We start from the raw sequence: 19,700 nt of genomic DNA, 5'->3' as shown, positions 1-19,700 counted from the left end.
TCAGTGCTCGCTTCCAGGGTGTTCTTCGGGGGCTGTGGGGCTGTCCGCGGGGACGACGACCAGCAGGGGACGCACGAAGTGCTGGTTCGGCGTCATGCGGTCCACGAGCTTTGATTCGTCGTCGACACGGTCGCGGTGTTCTCGGAGCCCGCGCAGTTGGGTCTGTTCAGCCGCTGAGCCCTGCCAGTCGTCGATCCGCGCGGCCCATTGATGCACACGGAGGCGGATGTCGTCTGCCGTTGCCTCCATCTGCTGGACCGCCTGGCTGCGGGCGGCTTCGACTGCCGTGGGGATCAACCGCTGCAGCGGTGCGGCGTCGATCGCACCCGGGTTCGTCTTCACGTCGGACGTGAACCCGACGTGGGCCAGCGCCGCGCGCGCGTCGGCGTGCGGCTGTGTGAAGTGGAACGAGTGCTGCTCGACGTCGGGGAAGTCGACGGTGAGGAAGGAACCTGCGACGACCTGGCCGGCTCGGTTCGTCAGGGTGGCATGGACGAGGACGACGGGGTAGTCCACGGCGCCGCGGACGGCATAGACCCGGTTCCGACCGAGCCTGGAGAGTGCGCTGTCGGCAGCCCAGTCGAGGACGGGGTGCAGCGGACCGAGGAAGTGCGCGTGTGGCCAGGTCGACGGGCTCGATTTGTCATTGATCGCGCTGTCGACCTCGGCTTTGCCCTGGATCGGAGTCGTCGCCAGGAGGAGGCGCTCAGTGACCCGCCGGTCTCGGAGGTACGACTGCGGGAGGACCTCGAGTCGTTGACGAAGGTCGGCGGTCGGTTCGAGCTGCGCGATCGCGTTCGTGCGTGACCACGCGACACCACCGTGGGCGACGTCAGCGGTCGGGACGGTGAAGCGCTCGGCCAGCGCCGTGTCGAGGAAGGAGACCAGATCGGAGAACAGACCGGTGCCGATGTCAGCCTTGTCGCGCTGCTCTGCGCCAGCTGCCGTGCTCTCCGGCGCGTTCTCGGGTACACCTCTGCCCTCGCTGCTGCTCTCGCTCGCCTGCTCAGCCGCGAGTTCCGCCATGAGCCGCGTGATCTCGTCACCGTCCTCGAGGGTCGCTTCGACGGTCGGCACCGCGTCGTCGAAGCTGCGCTTGCGGAGCAGCACGTCGCGGATCGCCGACTCCTCGGCGGCAGCGCTGTACTCACCCATCAGCGACGCGACGTCACCGAGCGCCGTGTGCGCCTCGGTCTCCCGTTCGAGCAGGTTCCTGAGGACGCGGATGTCGCCCGAGAACTCGTCGTCGTCGACGTCGAGCAGCAGGGTCGTGATGCGCGGGGAGTGCTTCTGGCCGTACCGGTCGATGCGGCCGTTGCGCTGCTCGATGCGGATGAGGCTCCACGGGATGTCGAAGTGCACGAGTTCGTGGCACTGGGAGTGGAGATTCACGCCCTCACTCGCGACGTCGCCGGTGATCAGGACGCGGATGGGGGAGGCAGACTGCTTGAAGCTGTCCACGAGTTCCTGCTGCTCCTGGTCCGTCAGACCGCCGTGCATCACACGGACCTGCTTGTCCGAGAGCTTGAGGTCCTTCGCGAGCTTCTGCTGGAGCCAGTGCAGGGTGGCCACGCGCTCCGAAAACACAACGAGGCGTTCCTCGGACCTCGGACCGACACCGATGCTCTTCGCATGTCCCAGGAGGGCGTCGTACTTGCCGGAGCTCGAACTGAGCGCAGAGACAGTCAGTTCCTCGAGCCGCTCCAGCGCGTCGATTTCTCGCTGCACGTCTGCGTCAGCATCGCCCTTTCGGAGGCGCTTGAGGCGCTCGCGCACCGATTCGTCCAGCGCGCTCGGTGACGACAGGAACGCCTTGGCGAGGGTCCACGGGAAGAGCGAAGTGTTCTCGCCGGAGTACGGGGAGCGCTCGGCCTGCGGGTGGAGCCAGACCGTGGAGAGCTCTTCAGCGATGGCGGCCTCTGCTGGGGACGGAGCGACCAGCACATTGTTCGGCTCTTGCCGTTCCGCCCAGTCCGCGCCGACCTCCATCGCGACGGCGGGGCTGTTCCGGTGCCGGCGGATGATGAGGCGCTTCACCTCGTCCTCGATGAGGTCACCTTCGGGCGTCACCGCTGTCGGGTCGAGCAAGCGCACGAGTCGTGCGAAGGAGTCCTTCTTGCCATTGTGCGGCGTCGCGGAAGCGAGGATCAGCGCGTCCGTCTGCGGTGCGAGACGACCTGCGAGTTCGCCGTTCAACGTCGTGTTGTTCATGACGTTGTGCGCTTCGTCGATGACGACCGCGTCCCATCGCTGCTTCTCGAGGTGACTGCGGTACTGGCTCTGCTTCAGCGTGTCCACCGAGATGATGGCTCGCTTGTACATGCTGAAGGGGTTGCGGGTAGCCGGGAGCTTCTGGCGCACGCGCTGGATCCCGAGGGAGTCGAGGCGGACGAAGGGGAGTGCGAACTTCGTCCACATCTCCTGTTGCATCTGCTCGAGCACGTGCTTCGGCGTCACGATGAGGATGCGCTCGCCGCGGCCCCGTCGCACGAGCTCGGAGAGGATCATCCCGATCTCGATGGTCTTGCCGAGCCCGACGGCGTCGGCGATCAGCAGACGAGGCCGGAGGTTGTCGCGATCGAGCGCTTTGCGGACTGCGGCACGCTGGTAGTCGAGCGGATCGGCGAGCATCTGCGTCGAGACCGTCAGGGCGTCCTCGTGGAGCGGGACCGGTGTCTTCCGGAGCGTGGCTTCGAGCCAGAGCTTCGCGCGGCGGTACCCCGACGAGTCGTCCGCTTGGACCTTCGCCTGAGCGGGGTCGAGTGGCTCGATGTCGTCGAGGTCGCTGTAGAAGGTCGCCGTGGTGTCGCGGACGAGCTCGGAGAGTCCTTGAGCGGTGACGAGGAGACCGGAGCCTGTCGGTGCCGTCGAGAGCACCAGCCACTCGGCGTCCCGGACGAGCACCACGCTGCCCGGGGCGATGTTCGGCCATGCTCGGCCGGTGGTTGTCGAATCGACGTCGATCAACGACACGCTGTGTTCCCTCTCACCCCTGTGTAGCCAGGTTGGTTGGCTGCACCATCTCTCACCCTAAGGGCCGTGGACTCGAACACTGCCCCACGCCGAGGGTCACCGTCCACTTGAAGGGCTGGCCAGATGTCTCCGGCCATGGCGACACCCTGAAGCTCTAGTCGCAGTCCGCGTTTGGGCGAAGTGTCTGGTCGGCCGAAACCCGCCATTGTCGCCACCGAGTCTGTCCGCGTCCCGTTGCTTCATCCTCCGATGGCCGGTACCGAACGAGTCGGCGCGATGGCCTGTGGAAGACCTACAGCCGGTGAAAGCACCGCAGCTGGCGCTCTAGTTCGTCCGCACGAAGATCGTCGCGTCTGCGAACGAAAGAACCCCGCCGTTGAAGTCGTTCGGAACCTCGAACGCGATGCGGCCGCTGGATGACTGGCCCTTTCCGAGCGTCACGCTCGGGATGTCCTCCACACCGGACAGGTAGGTCTCCTCGTAGACCTTGCCCTGCTTGTCCGTGAGGTTGACGTCCCAGGTCTCGACGCCGGTGTGCACGCCTGCCTGGAGCGCCTCCACATGTACAACGACCGTCACGTACTTCATGCCGGTGTCCGGAGCGTCCCAGGAGCCAGTTGAAGGCTGATTCCCGGCGTACCCGTCGAACCAGATTCGGTACTCCGGATCGTCGTCGCCAGGTCGACCCCAGGAATCCATCCCGAACTTCGTTCCGGCCTTCGCCGGGTTCGTGACCGAGCTGCCTGCCGAGCTGGTCGCCTTCAAGGTGACCGTGCTCCCGGCTTCGGCCGACGTGCCCGCGGTCGGACTTTGCTTCGAGACCTCGTCGTCGCTGCCCGCGCCCGGTGACGCGACTTCGAAGCCCAACTTCTCGAGCTCCGCGCGAGCCTCGTCGACGGTCTTGCCAGTAACGCTGGGGACAGTTCCGTTACCAGAGCTGCCATCTGGCTCAGCAACAATTTGCTCAGAGGCGTCCACGGGTTCGTCGCTGCTGCTGAAGTTGACCATTCCGATCGCGATCGCGATGACGAGGCCTGCGGAACCCATGATCGTTCCCGCGATTCCTCGACCGGTTCGGCGCCGCAGCGAAATGAGGCCGAACGTCAGCGCCAGCGCCCCGAGAAGAACCGCCAACGCTGCCGCCGAGGCGAAGGCGAAGAGGAGCGCGAGGATGCCGAGCACCAGGGCCGCCGTTGCAAAGCCGTTGCCGCGGGGCTGAGGAGGCGGGCCTTGCATGAACGGCGGTTGGCCGTCCTGCGGAAATGGTGGTCGTCCGTGTGGAGGGAACGGTGGCCCGGGAGAGAACGGCGGCTGATTGCTCTGCTGGTACAGCGGAGGTCCGTTGGTCGGATACGGCTGCTGCCCGTTCGGCGGCATGGGCGGCTGACCGTTTGGCGGGTACATCCCGGACATGGCGACTCCGTGTTCGAGCAGATGAGCAGACGGGCTCACCTTACGGATTGACGTCCACTCACGAAAGTGGACGGTCGCCCCCAAGACGGGGTATCTCACAAAATCTGCGGTATCGCGCAGCGGAGGCTAGGCCGGCCAGGTCGCAGAGCGATCACCGGCAGACAGGCTCCTGGCGCTAGCGCCCTCCGGAGGCTTGCGTGCCGCAGGCCATCGCCAACATCAGGTTCCGGCCACTGACATGGATCGCGCGCACTCCCATCGGCACTGAGCCAAGGAACGCGACGCGGTCGTCGGTGGGCAAACCGCGCAGCGTGATCGCCACCTCGCCGCAGTACCTCCCGGCTGACGGCAGCTGAACGGTGACGGAGCCCGTCGGCCTCGACTGCCCACCCACCTCGGGCAGCGGCAACCCGGCGAACCGCTCCCGCGAATGCTCCAGCCGGATCATCGCCTCGGCAGCATCGGGCCGGTTCTGATCGGGCATCGCCAACGCCTCGATGACCAAAGGGTGCACACCCGAGGCAGCAGTCCCATCGAGCACGATGACGTCATCGCGCACGAACGACCCCAACCGAGACCACGAGTGATCGGTCAGCGCCGGATCCCCGACGTACACATCGTCCGCACCTACATCGACGAGTTCGAGCGCCTGGAACAATGGCGGCATGGTTCGGTGCCTCTCGACGGTCGGCAGCCCCTCGCCGAGCGGCCTACGCCGCACGGAGTCGCCGGCGATGAACGCCCCGACCCGCCACCCGAACTCGCGGGCGACTGACACCGACGCCGCGACCGAGGACAACGCCAGCCCAGTCCACTCCCGCGGGTAGAAGTTGTGGATCAGCTCGACGTCCAGGTCAGCGAACGGCGCCAGGTCGGCGGACCGCAGCGTGCTCGCGTTAAGGGCGATTGGCAGGACGGCAGCGATCGAGAGGATCTCAGGGACCGAGAACCCGAAATCGATCCGAACCCGAGCCACTCCGATCGACCGCCGGAACTCCCAAGGCGAATCGCCGAGCACCCGAGCGGTGTCGGGGGAGACGTCGGCCACGACCGACTGGCCCGAGGACGCAGCAGCCGACACGATCGCGGTCGCAGCTGCCCGGGCTCCAGCAGCAGAGTCCTCCGGGATGTGCAACGAGGTGAACGCGAGCGTCGCACCCCCGGCTGCGGCGGCCTCGAAGGTCGGGCCAGCCAGCGGACGATGCGTCAGGTACGCGCTCGCGCCCGACCGTATCAGCGCGCAGCTCCCTCGGAGTCAGCCGGTGTGACCTTCACGTCGAGCGGGGCGTCGGGAGCCACGGGGTCGCCGGACGGCACTGACGACTCCGCCTCCAGATCGACCCGCACCGACGCCGACACCCCGAACAACAACGTCGCCACGAACCCCACGACATAGGCCACCACGAGCCCCGACCCGTACCCGAGCAGCGCCCAGCCGTACCCGGACGAGCCGTTCAGCAGCGGGATGAGCGACAGGTCCGAGGCGCCGATGGCGATCGCCCCGACGGAGTGCCCGAGCTGGTCAAACAGCCCGACGACCCCGCCGCCGAAGGCTCCACCGATGCACGCGGTGATGAACCGCCGACCGAGGGGCAGGGTCACGCCGTAGATCAGGGGCTCTCCGACGCCGAGGAACCCGGCCGGCAGCGCACCGCGAATCGTTCGCACCAGCGAGGCGTTCGAACGGAACCGCACCCACAGCGCGATGCACGCACCGATCTGCCCGGCACCACCCATCGCCAGCACGGGCAGCAACACGGTCCACCCGGTCTGGTCGATCAGGGTGGTGTGGATCGGGATGAGTCCCTGGTGCATGCCGGTCATGACGAGCGGCAGGAAGAGTCCTCCGAGCAGGAAGCCGGCGAACGCCCCGCCGTTCGCGAGCAGCCAGGTGGCAGCGCTCCCGATCGCGACCGAGACGACACCGGCGACGGACATGAGCACGCCGAGGGTGATCGAACCGGCAACGAGCACGGTCACGGCCGGCACCACGATGAGCGCGATGACGTCTGGCGTGACCCGGCGCATGAACCGCTCGACGTACGCGGCGAGGATGCCACCGGCCAGCGCTCCGAGCACACCGCCCTGGCCGGGAGCCAGGGTCTCGCCGAACACCGTCACGTTCGCGACGCCGGCCGCGACGATGATGCCGCCGACGGCGCCACCGAGGATGGGCGTGCCGCCGAACTCCATCGCGACACGCTCTTCGATAGCACTGCCATCCCGACGAACACGGCGAGCAGCGACAGGAACCCGGACGAGAGCACGCAGAGGAACGGCGTCAGCGCAGGCACCCACCCCAGGTTCGTCAGGATCCCGTTGATCCCGGCGATCAGCCCGCAGGCGATCAGCGCGGGGATGAGCGGGATGAAGATCGCGGAGATCTTCCGGATCGCGCGCATGGTGCGGCCGTCGGATCGGGACCGCGCGTTCGCCTTGATCGACGCACCGCGAGCAGCGAGCTCCTCAGGCGACGCACCAGGCCCACCAGCCGCAGCCGGCGGGGTGGCCGCGCGCAGGGCCTCCAGGTCGTCGGCCACGCGGTCGACGAGACCCGGGCCGAGCACGATCTGCAGGTTCGAGCCGGCCGCGATGGCGGCCATGACGCCGTCGGTGGCCTTGAGGTCTTCGAGCGCGACGGAGGAGTCGGACACGACCTCGACCCGCAGGCGGGTCATGCAGTTCTCGACGTCGGCGATGTTCGCGGAACCGCCGACGGCGTCGAGGATCTGCTGGGCGAGTTGCTGGGCATCGGGCATTGCTGTGCTCCTCGGGGGAAAGGAAACGAACGGGGAAACGGGGTCTACAGCACGGCGCGCAACGAGCCGGCAGCAGCATCGAGGCGCTCGCGGGCATCGGCAGCGGAGGCGCCGGTCAGGATCACGGCGATGGCGGTCTTCACCTCGCCGTCCGAGGCATCGAGCGCCGCCTGGACCTCGGCGGGGGGAGCGCCGGTGACGTCCTGCACGAGCGAGAACGCCCGGGCGACGAGCTTCGCGTTCGTCGCCCGCACGTCGACCATGCGGTTGCCGTAGGTCTTGTGGCTGCGCACCATCGCGAGCGTGGTGAGCATGTTGAGGACGAGCTTCTGCGCGGTGCCCGCCTTCAGGCGGGTCGACCCGGCGAGGAACTCGGGGCCGACGACGACGTCGATGGCGATGTCGGCCTCCCGCCCCGCGGCCGAGTCGGGGTTGCACGCGACGGAGACCGACAGGGCGGAGCGGCGCCGGGCCTCCAGGATGGCCGCGATGACGTAGGGCGTCCTGCCGGACGCGCTGATCCCGACGACCACGTCGTCGGCTGTCAGGCCGAGCGCGTCGAGGTCGCGGACAGCGGCCGCTTCGTCGTACCGAGGGTGGGCGGGAACTCGCTGGCGTCGAGGACGCCGAGCCGGCCCGGCGTGCCGGCGCCGACGGAGACGAGTCGGCCGCCACGCGCGAACGCTGCGGCGATCGAGTCTGCCGCCAGGGCGATGGCCAGCGGACTAGCGCCAGTGCTGAAAGTAGCTTGCGTGTTACGTAGTGGGCGGGTGGCTGCGGTTCAGTGGTTCCGGTTCCGGTTCGCACAACGGGAGTCAGGTCGCGCCGCGGAATCGTGCGGCTCAGACGCGCTTTGGTTGTGCGGGCGGCCGTCCTCGTCAGGCCCGCGAGACCGGGGAAGCCACGACGGTCGCCGCCCGCAGGTACCGCCGCGACCGACGAACCGCTCGCAGCAGGATCGGCGTCATGATCAGTGCGGTGATGAGCAGCGCTGCGCAGAGGAACCGGGGGAACGCCGAGCCGAAGACATCTTCGTCCGCGAGCCTCGGGAACTGGATGCCGGCGACGCCGACGTAGAGCAGCAGGAACTGGCCGAGGGCGAGCGGCTGGTAGGTGGAGAGCAGTCGTGCGTGCTCGCGTGCTCGGAGGGCGAGGTCGGACTCGGGTGGCTGGATCGGGCTGCCGGTCTTGATCGCTTGCGTCACCATGCGCTTGCCCGCAGGGGAGAGCCCCGCCGTTGTGGTCTGCATCGCGGTCGACATCCCGATCGTCGTTGCGAGGATCGAGAAGGTACCGGCCAGGCCACCGACGGACGCGCCGAAGCCGACGACGGTGAGGACTGCGACAGCGCCCGACTCGGTCGTGGCCAGCAGCCCGCCGATGACGGCGCCGACGACGGCTCCGATCAGTGCGAGCAGGGTCGTCCGTCGCCAGGCTCGCCGTGCTTTCAGTTCGAGTTCCCCCATGCCCCCACCCTACGAGCGGATCGCCCGACCGTGACGACGGCCGCGACGATGACGATCGGTGCGACGAACAGCCAGTAGGTGAGCTCGGTGTTGGTTGTGACGACGCCGGCCCAGACGGCAGGGCGATCCGGCACTCCGCGTCCGAACAGCCCTGCGACGAGCAGGTACAGGACGCCCGGCACGGATTGGTAGCGATCACCGAGCACCGCGCGGCTGGCCACTGCGAGCGCGCAGAACGCGATCGTGTTGCGGATGGTGGCGAGCGAGACAGCGGGGTCTGCGCCGAGGGCGAGGCTGACGGTACTGATCGCGCACACCAGTCCGATCACCACCAGGACGGTGCTCAGCTCGAGGAGGTCGGTCCGTCGGGTCGAGGCGGGGAACGGTGCGCGACTGATTGATGCACCCGCCGCGATCGCGAGCACCAGCGGAGCGACCGCAGCGACGGGGATCATCGCGAAGGGTGCGCCACCGCCGAACGAGGGGAAGAGCATGCCGATCGGGCCGAGCGCGATCGAGAGCACCGTCAGGGCCGTCGTGAGTCCGAGCAACGGCAGGGTGCGGTGGACACGCAGCCACCAGATCACGAGGACGGCACCGTGATGTGGCCGACCGAGCAATCCGTCAGCCGGTCGACCGTCGCGGTCACCCACGCGGCCTGAGCGGAGACCGGAGCACGACGGAGGGCTCGCAGAACGTCGGAGTCGTCCAGCTCGAGGGCGGGTTCCACGTGGTCGGCGTTCACGATGCCCTCGGCGGCGACGTCGATGAGCCATCGGTTGGCGACGGCGGCATCGTTGAGGCGTTCGGCATCGTCCTCCTCGGCGCCGCAGTACGCCACCTCGGCGTCGCCGAGCAAGGAGGTGGTGATGCTGTGGAGCACGTCGGCGTCGGTCATCCGGACCTGGACGATCATGTTCAGGACGTCGGGCGTCGACGGCGCGTTGCTCGCCCGGATGGTCGACGGCACCTTCATGCCCGAGCGGCCGAGGTTCTCCGCGGCCTTCCGGATCACCGACTGCGAGTCGTCGGTGGCGCGTTGCTCCGGGAAGAGGCAGATCGTGGGCGCCGCGCCGCTGCAGATCGCCTGCGCTTGCGGGCGGTCGACGATCGGTGCCGCGCCGAGGCCGGAACCGGCGGTCAGTGCGATGAGGGTGATCACGACGAACGAGCTGGCGCCGATCTGGAGTCCGAACCGGCGCGCACGGTCACCACTCGAGCGTCGAGCGACCGCGATGACGAGCAGACTGCACCCGGCGAGCAGACTGAACGCCGTCACGATGACCGGTGCCCGGATGTCGAGCGCGGTCTCGACCGAGCAGCAGTCCGCCATCACGAGACCGGCGAGGTACCGGAGTGGGAAGTAGTCCACGGACCAGGTGAAGCCGAGCCAGCTGTACGAAACGAGCAGGCTCAGCGGGATGGACACCACCGGCGGGAGCCACCGCCCCAGTGCGAATCCGATGCAGCTGTGGAAGAACAGGATCCCCGCGAATGCCAGACCGACGAGGGGCGACGGGCCACCGGGAGCGCCCCAGGTGTCCCGACTCATGAGTGCGACCGCGACGAGCTGGAGCAACAGACCGGCGGCCAGCGGTGTCCACAGGTGATCGGTGACGACCGCTGCACTGGATCGGCTGCTGGACTCGATGACGGGCGTCCCAGCTCGGAAGCGCTTCCCTTCCCAGGCGCCCGCCGTGGCCGCGACGCCGCACGACAACACCAGGTAGATCGCGGAGCCAGCCATCGCAGCGGGCCAGTAGCCGACGATCGTCGTCTCATCTGCGAACTGCACGCTGTACGCGACGACGCCGAGCAGCCCAGGAATGAGGAGCCACAGTGCTGCTCGGCTGCGCCACGGGATGATCGGGCGCATCAGTCGTCCTCGCTCGTGAACCGCGCGTACGAAGCGGTGATCGCCTCGGCGGACGAGAGGTCTGCGAACGGCTCGGTGAACGACGCGACCGAACCAGCGAACGGCACCCGGCCGTCGACGAGGACGGTCACGTGGTCGTAGGTCGCGGCGACGTCCTCGGTCTGGTGCGTCGAGACGACGACGGACACTTCCGTCGGCAGGTTCTGGATCACCCGCGCGAACCGCGCGCGCTGTGCCGGATCGAGTCCGGCCGTCGGCTCGTCGAGCAGGATCCACTGTGCGCCGGACACCAGCGCGCCGGCAACGCCGAGCCGCCGGACCTGGCCGCCCGACAACGAGGACGCTCGTGCGTCGGCTCGGGTGGCGAGATCGACGGCGGTCAGGGCGGCCGTCGAGCGATCCCAGGCGTCGGCGCGCGACAGGCCCTTCAACCAGCCGCAGTAGGCGACGTGCTCTCGAGCGGTCAGGCCCGGGAAGGCGCCGCTCCGCTGTGGAAGCCACGCGACGCCGCGGCGGTACCGTCGGCGGTTTCCGCGCGCGCCCGGTTCCCCCAGCCCCTCGATGTTGATCGTCCCGGTGCGGGGACGGAGCGTGTCGGCGACGAGTCCGAGCAGGGTCGACTTGCCAGCGCCGTTCGGCCCGAGCAGGACGCTCGCTCCGGTCGGGAACACCGTCGACAACCCGGAGAGCACCGTGTGGTCCCGCCGGTACCCGAAAGTCAGTTCGTCGATCTGTATGCCCACTGCGCCCCCTTGAAACCTTGTACTGGTGTTTCACCGTACAGTAGCGTGCACTCGGCTCGGACAGCCCGGGCCGTCACCTCAAGGGGGAAGTGCAATGGTCAATCTCAGTCGTCGTCTCGCGGCAGCCGTCGCAGGGGGAGTCGTGGCCGCCACGGTGTTCGCGGCAGCGCCGGCGTTCGCCGAGGGTTCCTGGTCATCGAAGCTGACCGGTGTCGCGATCGGCAAGAACTCGAGGAGCTGGCAGGACTCGCACAAGGACAAGGTGCGGACTGCCACGACGTTCGCGAGCTGCCGGATCTCGGGGAACGCGAGCGGATTCCGATCCGCCACCGTCCGGCTCTACGACGAGCGCGGCCTGTTGCCGGACAAGAGCATGGGGTCGAAGGTGAACAAGTGCGGCCGGAGCGACTGGGGCGTGATGACCCGGCCTGATCGGTACCACTGGACGATCACGGCGCTCAACGGCTCCTCGTACGAGCCCGCTCTGCGGCTGTCGGTGTCGCGGGTGCGGCAGGCCTACTGAGTCAGCGCTGGCGGGCGGCTGCTTCGGTGGCCGCCTGCACGTAGCGTCGTGCAGCCCGGGTCTGACGCAGGATGACGGGGGACATGGCCGCAGCCACGACGAGGAGGGCCACGCAGATGATGCGACTGAAGCCAGCCATGAACGAGTTGTCGTCGAACAGGTTCGGGATCTGCGGGCCCGCGATCCCCGCGGAGAGCAGCAGGAACTGGCCGAGTGCGACCGGTTGGTAGGCAGCGCGGAGACGAGCGAGGTCGAATGCCCGTCGTGCGAGGTCGGAGTCGGCCGGTTCGATCGGGGTCCCGCTCGCGATCGCCTGAGCGAGCGTCTTCCGGCCGAAGCGCGAGAGGCCATCGATCGGCGCTTGCATGTCGGAAGATCGGCGGAGCGTCGTGGCGATCATCGACAAGGTTCCGAGAATGCCACCCACTCCTGCAGCGATGCCGAGGATCGCGAGGGTGGTCTCGAGCGCACTGTCCTGCCGGGCGAAGAGCGATCCGCCGATCGCACCGAGGACCACACCGATCGCGACGATGACGGCGGTTCTGCGCCAGGCTCGGCGAGCAACGGCTTCGGGGGCGAGCGGCGCTCCGGTCACGGACGTCATGCGACGGAGGCCGGCGCAGGAGCGCGGCGCTCGTTCTCGGCCGTGGCAGCTTCGGCGTAGCGCCGAGCTCGGCGATATCGGGTGACCAGCAGCGGCACGAGGAACACGACTTCGATGACGAAGAGCGCGAGGACGACCCGGCTGAAGACCACACCGCCGCCGTCGCTGACGACACGAGCGAAGTGCGGAGCCGCGACCGCAGTGAGGAGCAGGAATCCCTGCCCCAGGAAGATCCCGTTGAACACGGCGGTCCCGCGGGCGAGGGTGAGCGCACGGTGCTGCAGTTCCTGGCCCGCGTCCTCCGCGAGCGGAACGCCCGAGCGGATGGCCCTGCGGCGGTCTCTCGTCAGGCCCTCGGTCGCCTGCGTGATGATCGACGATGCGTGTGCGCTTGTGGGGAGCAAGGAGAGCATCCCGGCCATGCCGGCCAGCATCGCGACGCACGTGAAGATCGCCAGGGCGACGGTCCAGCCGCCCTCGCCTCGCGAGGTTGCCCAACCTGCCACTGCACCCGCGACCGCGGCGATCGACACGACCAGGGCAGTGCGACGCCGCGCGCGCCGGATGATCCGTTCGTCTTCCTCCACCCGCTCACCCTACGAGGAGGCGCGTGACGGTGTTCTCGAGGCGTGCTGACGGTTCCGGTTGACGACCCCGGGGGATTCTGAACCAGAACCGTCACTCCCGCCGGTACCGCGTCGCAGGCTTCCCCGGCCCGTCCGCCCGTTTCGTGTCCGTCGCGATGAGCTTCGGCAGCATGGCACGCCGGAACGAGTCCGGCAGCAGGCGCTTGCCGAGGACCGCCTCGTGCAGCTGCCGCAACTCCGACATCGTGAACGGCTCGTCGAGCAGCACGTGTGGATCCGGGGTAGTGCCGTAGACGGAGCGGAGCCGAGCGACCGCGAACCCGAGGATGTCGTCGTGCCCGTGCACCATCCCGCGCGCCTCGACCACCGGCGCGAGCCGTACCCGGGGCTCGTCCAGGTCCAGGGCATGAGCCGGCACGACGTCGAGGTGCGCCACCGACAGTACCCACCCACGGTCGTCCCGCGCCGGATCGTCGAACACGTGGAGCTGCTGCGGTGCGAGCCCGCTCACCCCTGCCTTCTGGCGGAGTGACCGCAGCACCGCATCCGCGAGCCGCTCACCCTCGTGCACGAACGTTCCCGGCAGTCGCCAGTCGCCCTCGGTGGCATCGCGGACCTGCACGACGGACAGCGGTCCGCCCGGGGGGACGGTCAACACGGCGGTGTCCACGGCGACGGAGGGCCGCGGGTAGTCCGTCAGGCGCCGGCCGCTCGCGTCGCGGTACTCGTCGGTCATGCCCGCGAGTTTACGCACACTTGCGCAAACGTGGCGAGTGGTGCAGGATCGCTTTTACGCAATCCCGCGTAAACCCGATCCGGAGGTCCACATGACCAACCCGCAGATCCACGACCGAGCCGTCGGTGCCGTCCTGGGCTCCGCCGCCGGCGATGCCCTCGGCGCCGGGTACGAGTTCCGTCCGGCAGTGCCCGAGCCGACCCCGATCACGATGACCGGTGGCGGCTCCTTCGGCTGGGCGCCGGGGGAGTGGACCGACGACACGAGCATGGCCGTGCCGATCCTCCGCACGGTCGCCCGCGGCGGCGACCCAGCGTCGGAGCCAGCCCTCGACGGCCTGGTGGCCGCCTGGGCAGCGTGGTCGGTCGACGCGCCCGACGTCGGCATCCAGACGCGCAACGTCCTGACCGGTCTGGAGGCGCGGACCGCCTCCGTCGCGCGGGCTGCGGCCCGGCGGGAGCACGACTCCAAGGGCCGCTCTGCCGGCAACGGGTCGCTCATGCGGACCGCACCGCTGGTGCTCGCCTTCCTGCGCGGTGACGTCGGCGAAGAGGAACGGCTCGCGGCTGCGGCTCGCGCGATCAGTGACCTGACGCACTACGAGTCGGACGCGGGGGACGCGTGCGTGCTCTGGTGCGCGGCGATCCGGCACGCGGTCCTGACCGGCGAGCTCGACCTCCTGCGTGGGATCGACCTGCTCGACCTGGACCGTAGACGACTGTGGGTGGAACGGATCGTCACTGCCGAGCACTCGCAGCCGGTGGACTTCACGGAGTCGAACGGGTGGGTGGTGTCCGCCCTGCAGGCCGCCTACGCCGCGGTCAAGCACAGCTCCTCGCTCGAGGACGCCCTGATCCGCGCAGTCCGCACCGGCAACGACACCGACACGGTCGCCGCGATCGCCGGTGGCCTCGCGGGTGCGCTGTACGGAGCGTCGTCGCTGCCGGCCGAGTGGCGTGAGCTGCTGCACGGCTGGCCGAACCTGCGCGCGGATGACATCGTCGCGCTCAGTGATCAGGCGCTCGCCGTCTGACCGGACCGGCGTCGGAGGCTGCCGTGGGGGGAGCCTCCGCCGTCGGGCTGGTCGTTCTCGTGGGGCCGGCCCACCGCTCTGGAGGCGACCACATCGGCAGCGCGGGCGGTGGAGCGGAGGTGAGTCGGGCCTCCAGGCCGGACGCCGTCAGGCGACGCCGCGTCGCGGACGGAAGATGCCCGCGCGGACCAGCCACACGTAGAGCAGGCAGCCGATGCAGACGTCGAAGACGGCGTTGAGGAACGCGGCGACCAGGGCGACCGCCGCACCGATCGGGGCGGCGTACGGCACGCCGAGCAGCGCGAGGAGCAGCGCGACCGCGGTGACGAACAGGCCGACCTGCTGGGCGAAGGTCGGGGGCTCCGGAGCCTCGAGCTCGGCGGGCGGGGCCAGGCGTGGGCGGACGACCCGTCGGAAGAGTGCGCCGTAGGGGTGGCGGCGGATGCCGGCGATGCCTCCGACGGCGAACAGCGCGACGATGACCGCGAGCAACACGATGCCGGCGACCCACGTCGCGGGGATCAGCGTGAGGACGATCGTCGCGGCGAGCAGCACCGTGGTGATGGCGGCGCCGAAGCGTGGGGAGCGCGGGTCGATGCCGCGTGTGGGGTCGTTCGTGGTGGTCATCGGGGCTCCTGGGTGCCGGTCGTGTCTGCGGTGCCCGTACTGCCTGCGCTGGCGGTGCTCAGGACGGTGTCGAGGGCTGCGGCGAGCTCGGGTGGGTGCGGTGGGCCTCCGAAGCGGGTGCGAACGATCCGGGAACCGTCGACGAGCAGGACCGTGGGGGTCTGCAGGACGTTGAAGCGGCTCGCTAGTCCGGGGTGCTCGGCGAGGTCGATCTCGATGCGTCGAACGCCCTCGTGGTGGTCTGCGACGGCGTCGAGCAACCGGCGCGTGGCCGGGCAACGAGCACACGTCGGCGTGGAGAACTGGACGAGGGTGGCACGACTGCCGAACGCATCGGCGGAGGCGAGGTCGTCGACGGTGCTGGCGGTGCCGTCGGGCGCGGTCGGGCTGGGCTTCGCGCGGCCTGTCCTGGAACGCAGGAGCAGCCCGAGGACGGTGGCGAGGGCGAGAACCCCCGCCAGCACGGCGACGGCCACGATGACGGTCATGGTGTGACCGTACGTCGTGGTGCTGTCCGCACGGAAGCACGTGTCCGTTCGTGACGGTGCCGGGCGGTCTGGCGGTCCGGCGGTCTGGCGGTTCGGCGCGGCCGTCGCGTCGTTCAGCCGTCAGACGAGCCGCCCGCCGGGGTGGGGACACCTGCGGCGTGAACAGCGCACCTTTCCAGCGTCGGCGGCGGACGGCTCACCTGCCTATGCTTCGTCGTCCTCCGCGCCCTCCACCGCGGTGGTCAGGGCGGGGTCGCCACCGGCGATCACGCCGACCACCTGGCTCGGATCGGTGCCGAAGGTGGGCGGGCACTCGCTGGCGTCGAGGACGCCGAGCCGGCCCGGCGTGCCGGCACCGACGTAGACGTAGACGTAGACGTAGACGTAGACGTAGACGTAGACGTAGACGTAGACGTAGACGAGTCTGCCGCCGCGCGCGAAGCTCCAAAGATCGAATCGACACTGACATTGCAACCGGCTCGGCGAGGAGCCGTCGAGCGTCGGAGCCGCGGCCTCAGCGACCCGCATTGAGGCCGTCGCGATCATCCAGCGGACGGACCCGACCGTTCGCAAAGAGGTGACATATCGGGCTATGCTTGGGGAGCGTTGGCGGGCGAAGGGGGCAACGTTGGGGGATTTGACGGTCGATGCGTCTGCGATGCATGCGGTTGCGACGAAGGCGAAGAATGCGGCGGCGGAGTTCGGTTCGGAGCGGGCGCTCTCCGAGGCGGATGGTGGGTGTTTCGGTTCTGATGTCGTGGCATCGGCATTCACGACGTCTGCGCGGGCACAGGACGCGATGGTCCGTTCGCTCGGTGAGGACGCGGAGACGTTGAGCCGATTTGTGCAGGACGCTGTTTCGGAGATGGAGCAGACGGACGCGGGTCTGGCGGAGGAGCTGCGATGACTGCCGATCCGACAGCGGGCGATCCGGCCGGGATCCGTCGGCTTGCACGCTTGCACACGCAGCACGCCGACGCAGTCCGTGCCGGGGCTCGGCAGGTGGTGAACGCTGCTGAGGCAGCGCAGTCCGGGTGGAGCGGGAAGGCGCAGGAGCGGTTCGTCACGGTGGCGGCGACGGTGCCCGCGAGTTCGCAGCGCATCGCGGCTCGGCTCGACGAGGCCGCTTCGGCGTTGGGCACGTATGCACGCGAGGTGCAGCAGATCCAGGACGAAGCGCAGCGAGTGCAGACTGCCCAGCAGAACGCAGCCGATGACGTCGCGGCGAATGCCCGCGCGATCCGCGCGGCCACCGCGACCGCGCAGAGCGTGGACGCGGTGGAGTCGGACACAGTGAAGCTCCAACAGTTGCAGAACGGAGCGGCGAGCCTCGCCGGGCTGCAGGGGCGGTTGTCCGTGCAGTGGGAAGAGCTGGTGATGCGGCGCGATGCAGCCGATCGACGTGCTGCCTCGGCTCTGGAAGCTCCGGAGGTCGTCGGCACGCTCAAGTCTGCCGCGGCCGTGGCGAAGATGAGTGACGGGCAGTTCCTCACGTGGCTCGGCACGCTTGACAAGGAGTCGATCGCCGCGTTGCAAGACGATCCGGCGATCGCTGCACGCTTGGCGCGCATGGACGCGAAGGACGTGGCGCTGTGGTGGAACGCGATGTCCGGTCCGGCCGGTGCGCACTCCGCCGAGCAGGATGCGTTCGTCGCGGCGCTCCCGGTGGCGCTCGGGAACCTGAACGGCGTCGCGTACTGGGCGAGGGCGCGAGCGAACAAGACTGTGCTCGCAGACAAGCTCAGCGAAGCCAAGCAGAAGACGTCGTACTGGGAGAAGCAGTTGAAGAGCGCTTCGAGCCCCGCGGCCGCCGCGGCCGCCCGGACGCAACTCCAGATCTGGGAACGGCAGCGCGACGGATACCAGAACATTCAGATGACGTTGGACACGAAACCTGTCTCGCTCATCTCGCTCGTCGATGACAGGCCGCCGTTGGCGCAGATCGTCGCCGGTGACATGGACACTGCGGTGCACGTGACGTACATCGTGCCCGGCATGAACACGGCGACGTACCAGGACGGGACCGTGCAGAACTACGCAACGATTGCTGCCGGTATGCGAGCGGAACAAGCGGTACTCGGGAAGACCGCCCCCTCCAATGTGGCAGTCGTCTCCTGGATCGGGTATCACGGGCCGATGGCGGATGACCTGTCGTTCGCATCTGTCGTGGCGAACGGGCGCGCCCACACGGGCGCTGACGCCCTCGTCGCCGATTTGAACGGCTTCGACGCAGTTCGTGCAGCGTCGGGTAGAGACTCGAGCCTGTCTGTCGTCGCGCACTCGTACGGCACGAACGTGGCAACGATCGCGCTGACGAAGACCCACGCCGACCACGTCGTGCTCCTCGGGTCCGCCGGGGTCACGGACGTTGCGCCGAACGCCGACGCACTGCAGGTGCCGAAGGGTGAGGTGTTCGCAAGCCAAGGAGCGAAAGACGGGTGGGCGATCACCGGGCAGAACCTGTCGGGCCGCCAGGACCCGACGGACCCGTCCTGGGGCGCCCATGACTTCAGCGCCGAGACGCAAGGGTCCGGTGCTGACACGCTGAACGGCATCACCCATCACGGCCCGTACGACGGTCGCGAGGGCAATGATCAAGGTCGCTACTCGTACTTCGACAATGCGACGACCGCGCAGTACAACACGGCGAAGGCAACGATGGGTCTTGGCGATCAGATCCCTGAAGCTGGTGCTCCCTTCGATCGGATGCGGCAGCAGACGAAGGACAATTGGTTCATGTACGAGTGGCAGACAGGACTGACCGGTGATCCGACTCAATGACCGACGGGCCGTCGTGGGTGCGTTGTGCGCACTCGTTGCGACTCTCATCACCGGCTGCTCTGACACCGGACCCCACACCCCAGCGAGCAAGGATTCATCCATGACGTTGCAGGAGTCACATCAGAATGTGCTCGACATCTTCGCCGCGATTACGTCGGTTGTCGGAGAGGATGGATGGGCCGAGGGGACCGAGTCGGAATGGAACGGCTGCTCCTCGCAGGGTGGAGCGGGGGCGCAGTTCATGCTCACCGCGATCCGGAATCAACCTCTCTCCGGTACGCCGGATGATGTGACGAAGCGTGTTGCAGCCGCGCTCAAGTCGAGGCTGGGCATGGAAGGTATCCGCGTACAGCACGACGAGACGTTGTCGCCTCCCCGGACGGTCATCGGTTACCCGAACGGCTACAACGGCGGGACCGCTGCCGACGGGTACGGATTGCAGTTCCAGACCGATCCCGGCTTCGTTGGAGTCATCATCTACGGGCACTGCGTGCCCGGAAACCCACCCAAGCTCGGGACACCGCTGAATCCGCGCCCTTCCGAATCGTCGAAGCCGTCAGGCAGTTGAGCCCCTCCCGCGGTCGAGGGATGGTCCGGTGATCGCCCGCGCTCCGTCTCTCGGCGCTGGCCAAGTGTGGGAGGCGGGACGGACGGCGTGCTGCTGTTCGAGGATGTGGCAGACAGGGACGCAGTTTGACCCCGCGGTGTAGACGCTTGACCGTGATGTGCGCACTGGGCGCCTCCGCCGTTCTCCTCTTGACCCGTAAGGAGTCGTCGTCGCTCATGAGGTTCGGGATCTGCGGTCCCGCGATCCCGGCGTAGAGCAGCAGGAACTGGGCGAGCGAGAGGGGCATCGACAGCGCCGCACTCCGAGCCCCGTCGAAAGCACGATGCGCCATCTCGGAGTCGCGCGGTTCGATCGGCCTCCCGGCGAACACGGCGCGGCGGACGCTCCGTCGGCCCGTTCGGTCGAGCTCGCGGACCGGCCACTGCATCGTCTGAGCCAGCTTGATCGTCGACGGGAGGATCGAACCGGTCCCGCTCAACCCGCCGAGCGCCAAGGCATACCCGAGGACGGTCAGGAACCGGCT

General features: G+C 68.6%; 20 protein-coding genes and 1 pseudogene. 5 read left to right on the top strand and 16 right to left on the bottom strand.

The annotated features are described in order from the left end of the window. The 10 genes from QRN30_RS16250 to QRN30_RS16205 all read right to left on the bottom strand — a co-directional run bounded on the left by QRN30_RS16250 (nucleotide 1) and on the right by QRN30_RS16205 (nucleotide 11,230). Nucleotides 1-2,973, bottom strand: coding sequence for an SNF2-related protein (locus tag QRN30_RS16250; RefSeq protein ID WP_284761431.1), 2,973 nt, complete (start codon nucleotides 2,971-2,973; stop codon nucleotides 1-3). 324 nt (nucleotides 2,974-3,297) lie between these two features. After that, nucleotides 3,298-4,155 (bottom strand): PASTA domain-containing protein, encoded by an 858-nt coding sequence (locus QRN30_RS16245; protein WP_284761430.1) that lies wholly within the window; start codon nucleotides 4,153-4,155, stop codon nucleotides 3,298-3,300. A gap of 406 nt (nucleotides 4,156-4,561) precedes the next feature. Beyond that, nucleotides 4,562-5,596 carry a MupG family TIM beta-alpha barrel fold protein gene (locus QRN30_RS16240; protein WP_284761455.1) on the bottom strand — a complete coding sequence of 345 codons (1,035 nt, stop codon included), beginning with the start codon at nucleotides 5,594-5,596 and terminating at the stop codon, nucleotides 4,562-4,564. Nucleotides 5,597-5,619: 23 nt separating this feature from the next. Further along, nucleotides 5,620-6,579 (bottom strand): PTS transporter subunit EIIC, encoded by a 960-nt coding sequence (locus QRN30_RS16235; protein ID WP_284761428.1) that lies wholly within the window; start codon nucleotides 6,577-6,579, stop codon nucleotides 5,620-5,622. Next, nucleotides 6,504-7,145 (bottom strand): PTS transporter subunit EIIB, encoded by a 642-nt coding sequence (locus QRN30_RS16230; RefSeq protein ID WP_284761426.1) that lies wholly within the window; start codon nucleotides 7,143-7,145, stop codon nucleotides 6,504-6,506. The genes QRN30_RS16235 and QRN30_RS16230 overlap by 76 nt, the downstream gene beginning before the upstream one ends. Before the next feature lie 44 nt (nucleotides 7,146-7,189). After that, on the bottom strand, nucleotides 7,190-7,693 hold the full coding sequence (locus tag QRN30_RS16225) for an N-acetylmuramic acid 6-phosphate etherase (protein WP_499786264.1): 504 nt from the start codon (nucleotides 7,691-7,693) through the stop codon (nucleotides 7,190-7,192). Between the two features lie 330 nt (nucleotides 7,694-8,023). Continuing rightward, the gene (locus QRN30_RS16220; protein WP_056068134.1) at nucleotides 8,024-8,611 is read right to left on the bottom strand and encodes a hypothetical protein; all 588 of its coding nucleotides are present in this window, start codon (nucleotides 8,609-8,611) and stop codon (nucleotides 8,024-8,026) included. Next, nucleotides 8,593-9,198 (bottom strand): hypothetical protein, encoded by a 606-nt coding sequence (locus tag QRN30_RS16215; RefSeq protein ID WP_159556580.1) that lies wholly within the window; start codon nucleotides 9,196-9,198, stop codon nucleotides 8,593-8,595. Before QRN30_RS16215 ends, QRN30_RS16220 begins: the two co-directional genes overlap by 19 nt. Then, complete coding sequence (locus QRN30_RS16210; RefSeq protein WP_284761422.1) at nucleotides 9,195-10,487, bottom strand: DUF7224 domain-containing protein; 1,293 nt, start codon at nucleotides 10,485-10,487, stop codon at nucleotides 9,195-9,197. The genes QRN30_RS16215 and QRN30_RS16210 overlap by 4 nt, the downstream gene beginning before the upstream one ends. Then, a complete protein-coding gene (locus QRN30_RS16205; RefSeq protein WP_284761420.1) occupies nucleotides 10,487-11,230 on the bottom strand; it encodes an ATP-binding cassette domain-containing protein in 744 nt (247 codons plus the stop codon). The genes QRN30_RS16210 and QRN30_RS16205 overlap by 1 nt, the downstream gene beginning before the upstream one ends. Before the next feature lie 94 nt (nucleotides 11,231-11,324). On the opposite strand from QRN30_RS16205, the gene QRN30_RS16200 reads away from it, so the two are divergent. Further along, complete coding sequence (locus QRN30_RS16200; protein WP_263137300.1) at nucleotides 11,325-11,753, top strand: hypothetical protein; 429 nt, start codon at nucleotides 11,325-11,327, stop codon at nucleotides 11,751-11,753. A 1-nt stretch (nucleotide 11,754) separates the two neighbouring features. Here QRN30_RS16200 and QRN30_RS16195 read toward each other — a convergent pair whose 3' ends face one another. From QRN30_RS16195 to QRN30_RS16185, 3 genes are all read right to left on the bottom strand, one after another. Continuing rightward, nucleotides 11,755-12,348, bottom strand: coding sequence for a hypothetical protein (locus QRN30_RS16195; protein WP_139179780.1), 594 nt, complete (start codon nucleotides 12,346-12,348; stop codon nucleotides 11,755-11,757). A gap of 5 nt (nucleotides 12,349-12,353) precedes the next feature. Beyond that, nucleotides 12,354-12,944, bottom strand: coding sequence for a hypothetical protein (locus tag QRN30_RS16190; protein WP_284761416.1), 591 nt, complete (start codon nucleotides 12,942-12,944; stop codon nucleotides 12,354-12,356). A gap of 91 nt (nucleotides 12,945-13,035) precedes the next feature. Then, nucleotides 13,036-13,680 carry an NUDIX hydrolase gene (locus QRN30_RS16185; protein ID WP_284761415.1) on the bottom strand — a complete coding sequence of 215 codons (645 nt, stop codon included), beginning with the start codon at nucleotides 13,678-13,680 and terminating at the stop codon, nucleotides 13,036-13,038. Nucleotides 13,681-13,771: 91 nt separating this feature from the next. Here QRN30_RS16185 and QRN30_RS16180 point away from each other — a divergent pair, with 91 nt between their 5' ends. Continuing rightward, complete coding sequence (locus QRN30_RS16180) at nucleotides 13,772-14,713, top strand: ADP-ribosylglycohydrolase family protein (protein ID WP_214585235.1); 942 nt, start codon at nucleotides 13,772-13,774, stop codon at nucleotides 14,711-14,713. A 147-nt stretch (nucleotides 14,714-14,860) separates the two neighbouring features. Here the strand turns inward: QRN30_RS16180 and QRN30_RS16175 are convergent, their stop codons facing one another. The 3 genes and pseudogenes from QRN30_RS16175 to QRN30_RS16165 form a co-directional block, all read right to left on the bottom strand. Further along, nucleotides 14,861-15,340 carry a DUF4395 domain-containing protein gene (locus QRN30_RS16175; RefSeq protein ID WP_284761412.1) on the bottom strand — a complete coding sequence of 160 codons (480 nt, stop codon included), beginning with the start codon at nucleotides 15,338-15,340 and terminating at the stop codon, nucleotides 14,861-14,863. After that, nucleotides 15,337-15,828 (bottom strand): thioredoxin family protein, encoded by a 492-nt coding sequence (locus QRN30_RS16170; protein ID WP_284761410.1) that lies wholly within the window; start codon nucleotides 15,826-15,828, stop codon nucleotides 15,337-15,339. Before QRN30_RS16170 ends, QRN30_RS16175 begins: the two co-directional genes overlap by 4 nt. 213 nt (nucleotides 15,829-16,041) lie before the next feature. Continuing rightward, nucleotides 16,042-16,194, bottom strand: a pseudogene (locus QRN30_RS16165) (N-acetylmuramic acid 6-phosphate etherase); the annotation flags it as partial. Nucleotides 16,195-16,456: 262 nt separating this feature from the next. Between QRN30_RS16165 and QRN30_RS16160 the strand changes: the two are divergent. The 3 genes from QRN30_RS16160 (at nucleotide 16,457) to QRN30_RS16150 (ending at nucleotide 19,177) form a co-directional block, all read left to right on the top strand. Beyond that, the gene (locus QRN30_RS16160) at nucleotides 16,457-16,735 is read left to right on the top strand and encodes a hypothetical protein (RefSeq protein WP_139179786.1); all 279 of its coding nucleotides are present in this window, start codon (nucleotides 16,457-16,459) and stop codon (nucleotides 16,733-16,735) included. Beyond that, entirely contained in the window at nucleotides 16,732-18,609 is a 1,878-nt protein-coding gene (locus tag QRN30_RS16155; RefSeq protein ID WP_284761408.1) for an alpha/beta hydrolase, read from the top strand. The genes QRN30_RS16160 and QRN30_RS16155 overlap by 4 nt, the downstream gene beginning before the upstream one ends. A 100-nt stretch (nucleotides 18,610-18,709) precedes the next feature. Continuing rightward, nucleotides 18,710-19,177 carry a hypothetical protein gene (locus tag QRN30_RS16150; protein ID WP_056068165.1) on the top strand — a complete coding sequence of 156 codons (468 nt, stop codon included), beginning with the start codon at nucleotides 18,710-18,712 and terminating at the stop codon, nucleotides 19,175-19,177. The last annotated feature ends 523 nt before the right edge of the window (nucleotides 19,178-19,700 follow it).

Origin of the sequence: Curtobacterium sp. MEB011 (assembly GCF_030209655.1) — a bacterium.
GTDB classification, from domain to species: domain Bacteria; phylum Actinomycetota; class Actinomycetes; order Actinomycetales; family Microbacteriaceae; genus Curtobacterium; species Curtobacterium poinsettiae.
This window is presented reverse-complemented; position numbering and strand designations above follow the sequence as displayed.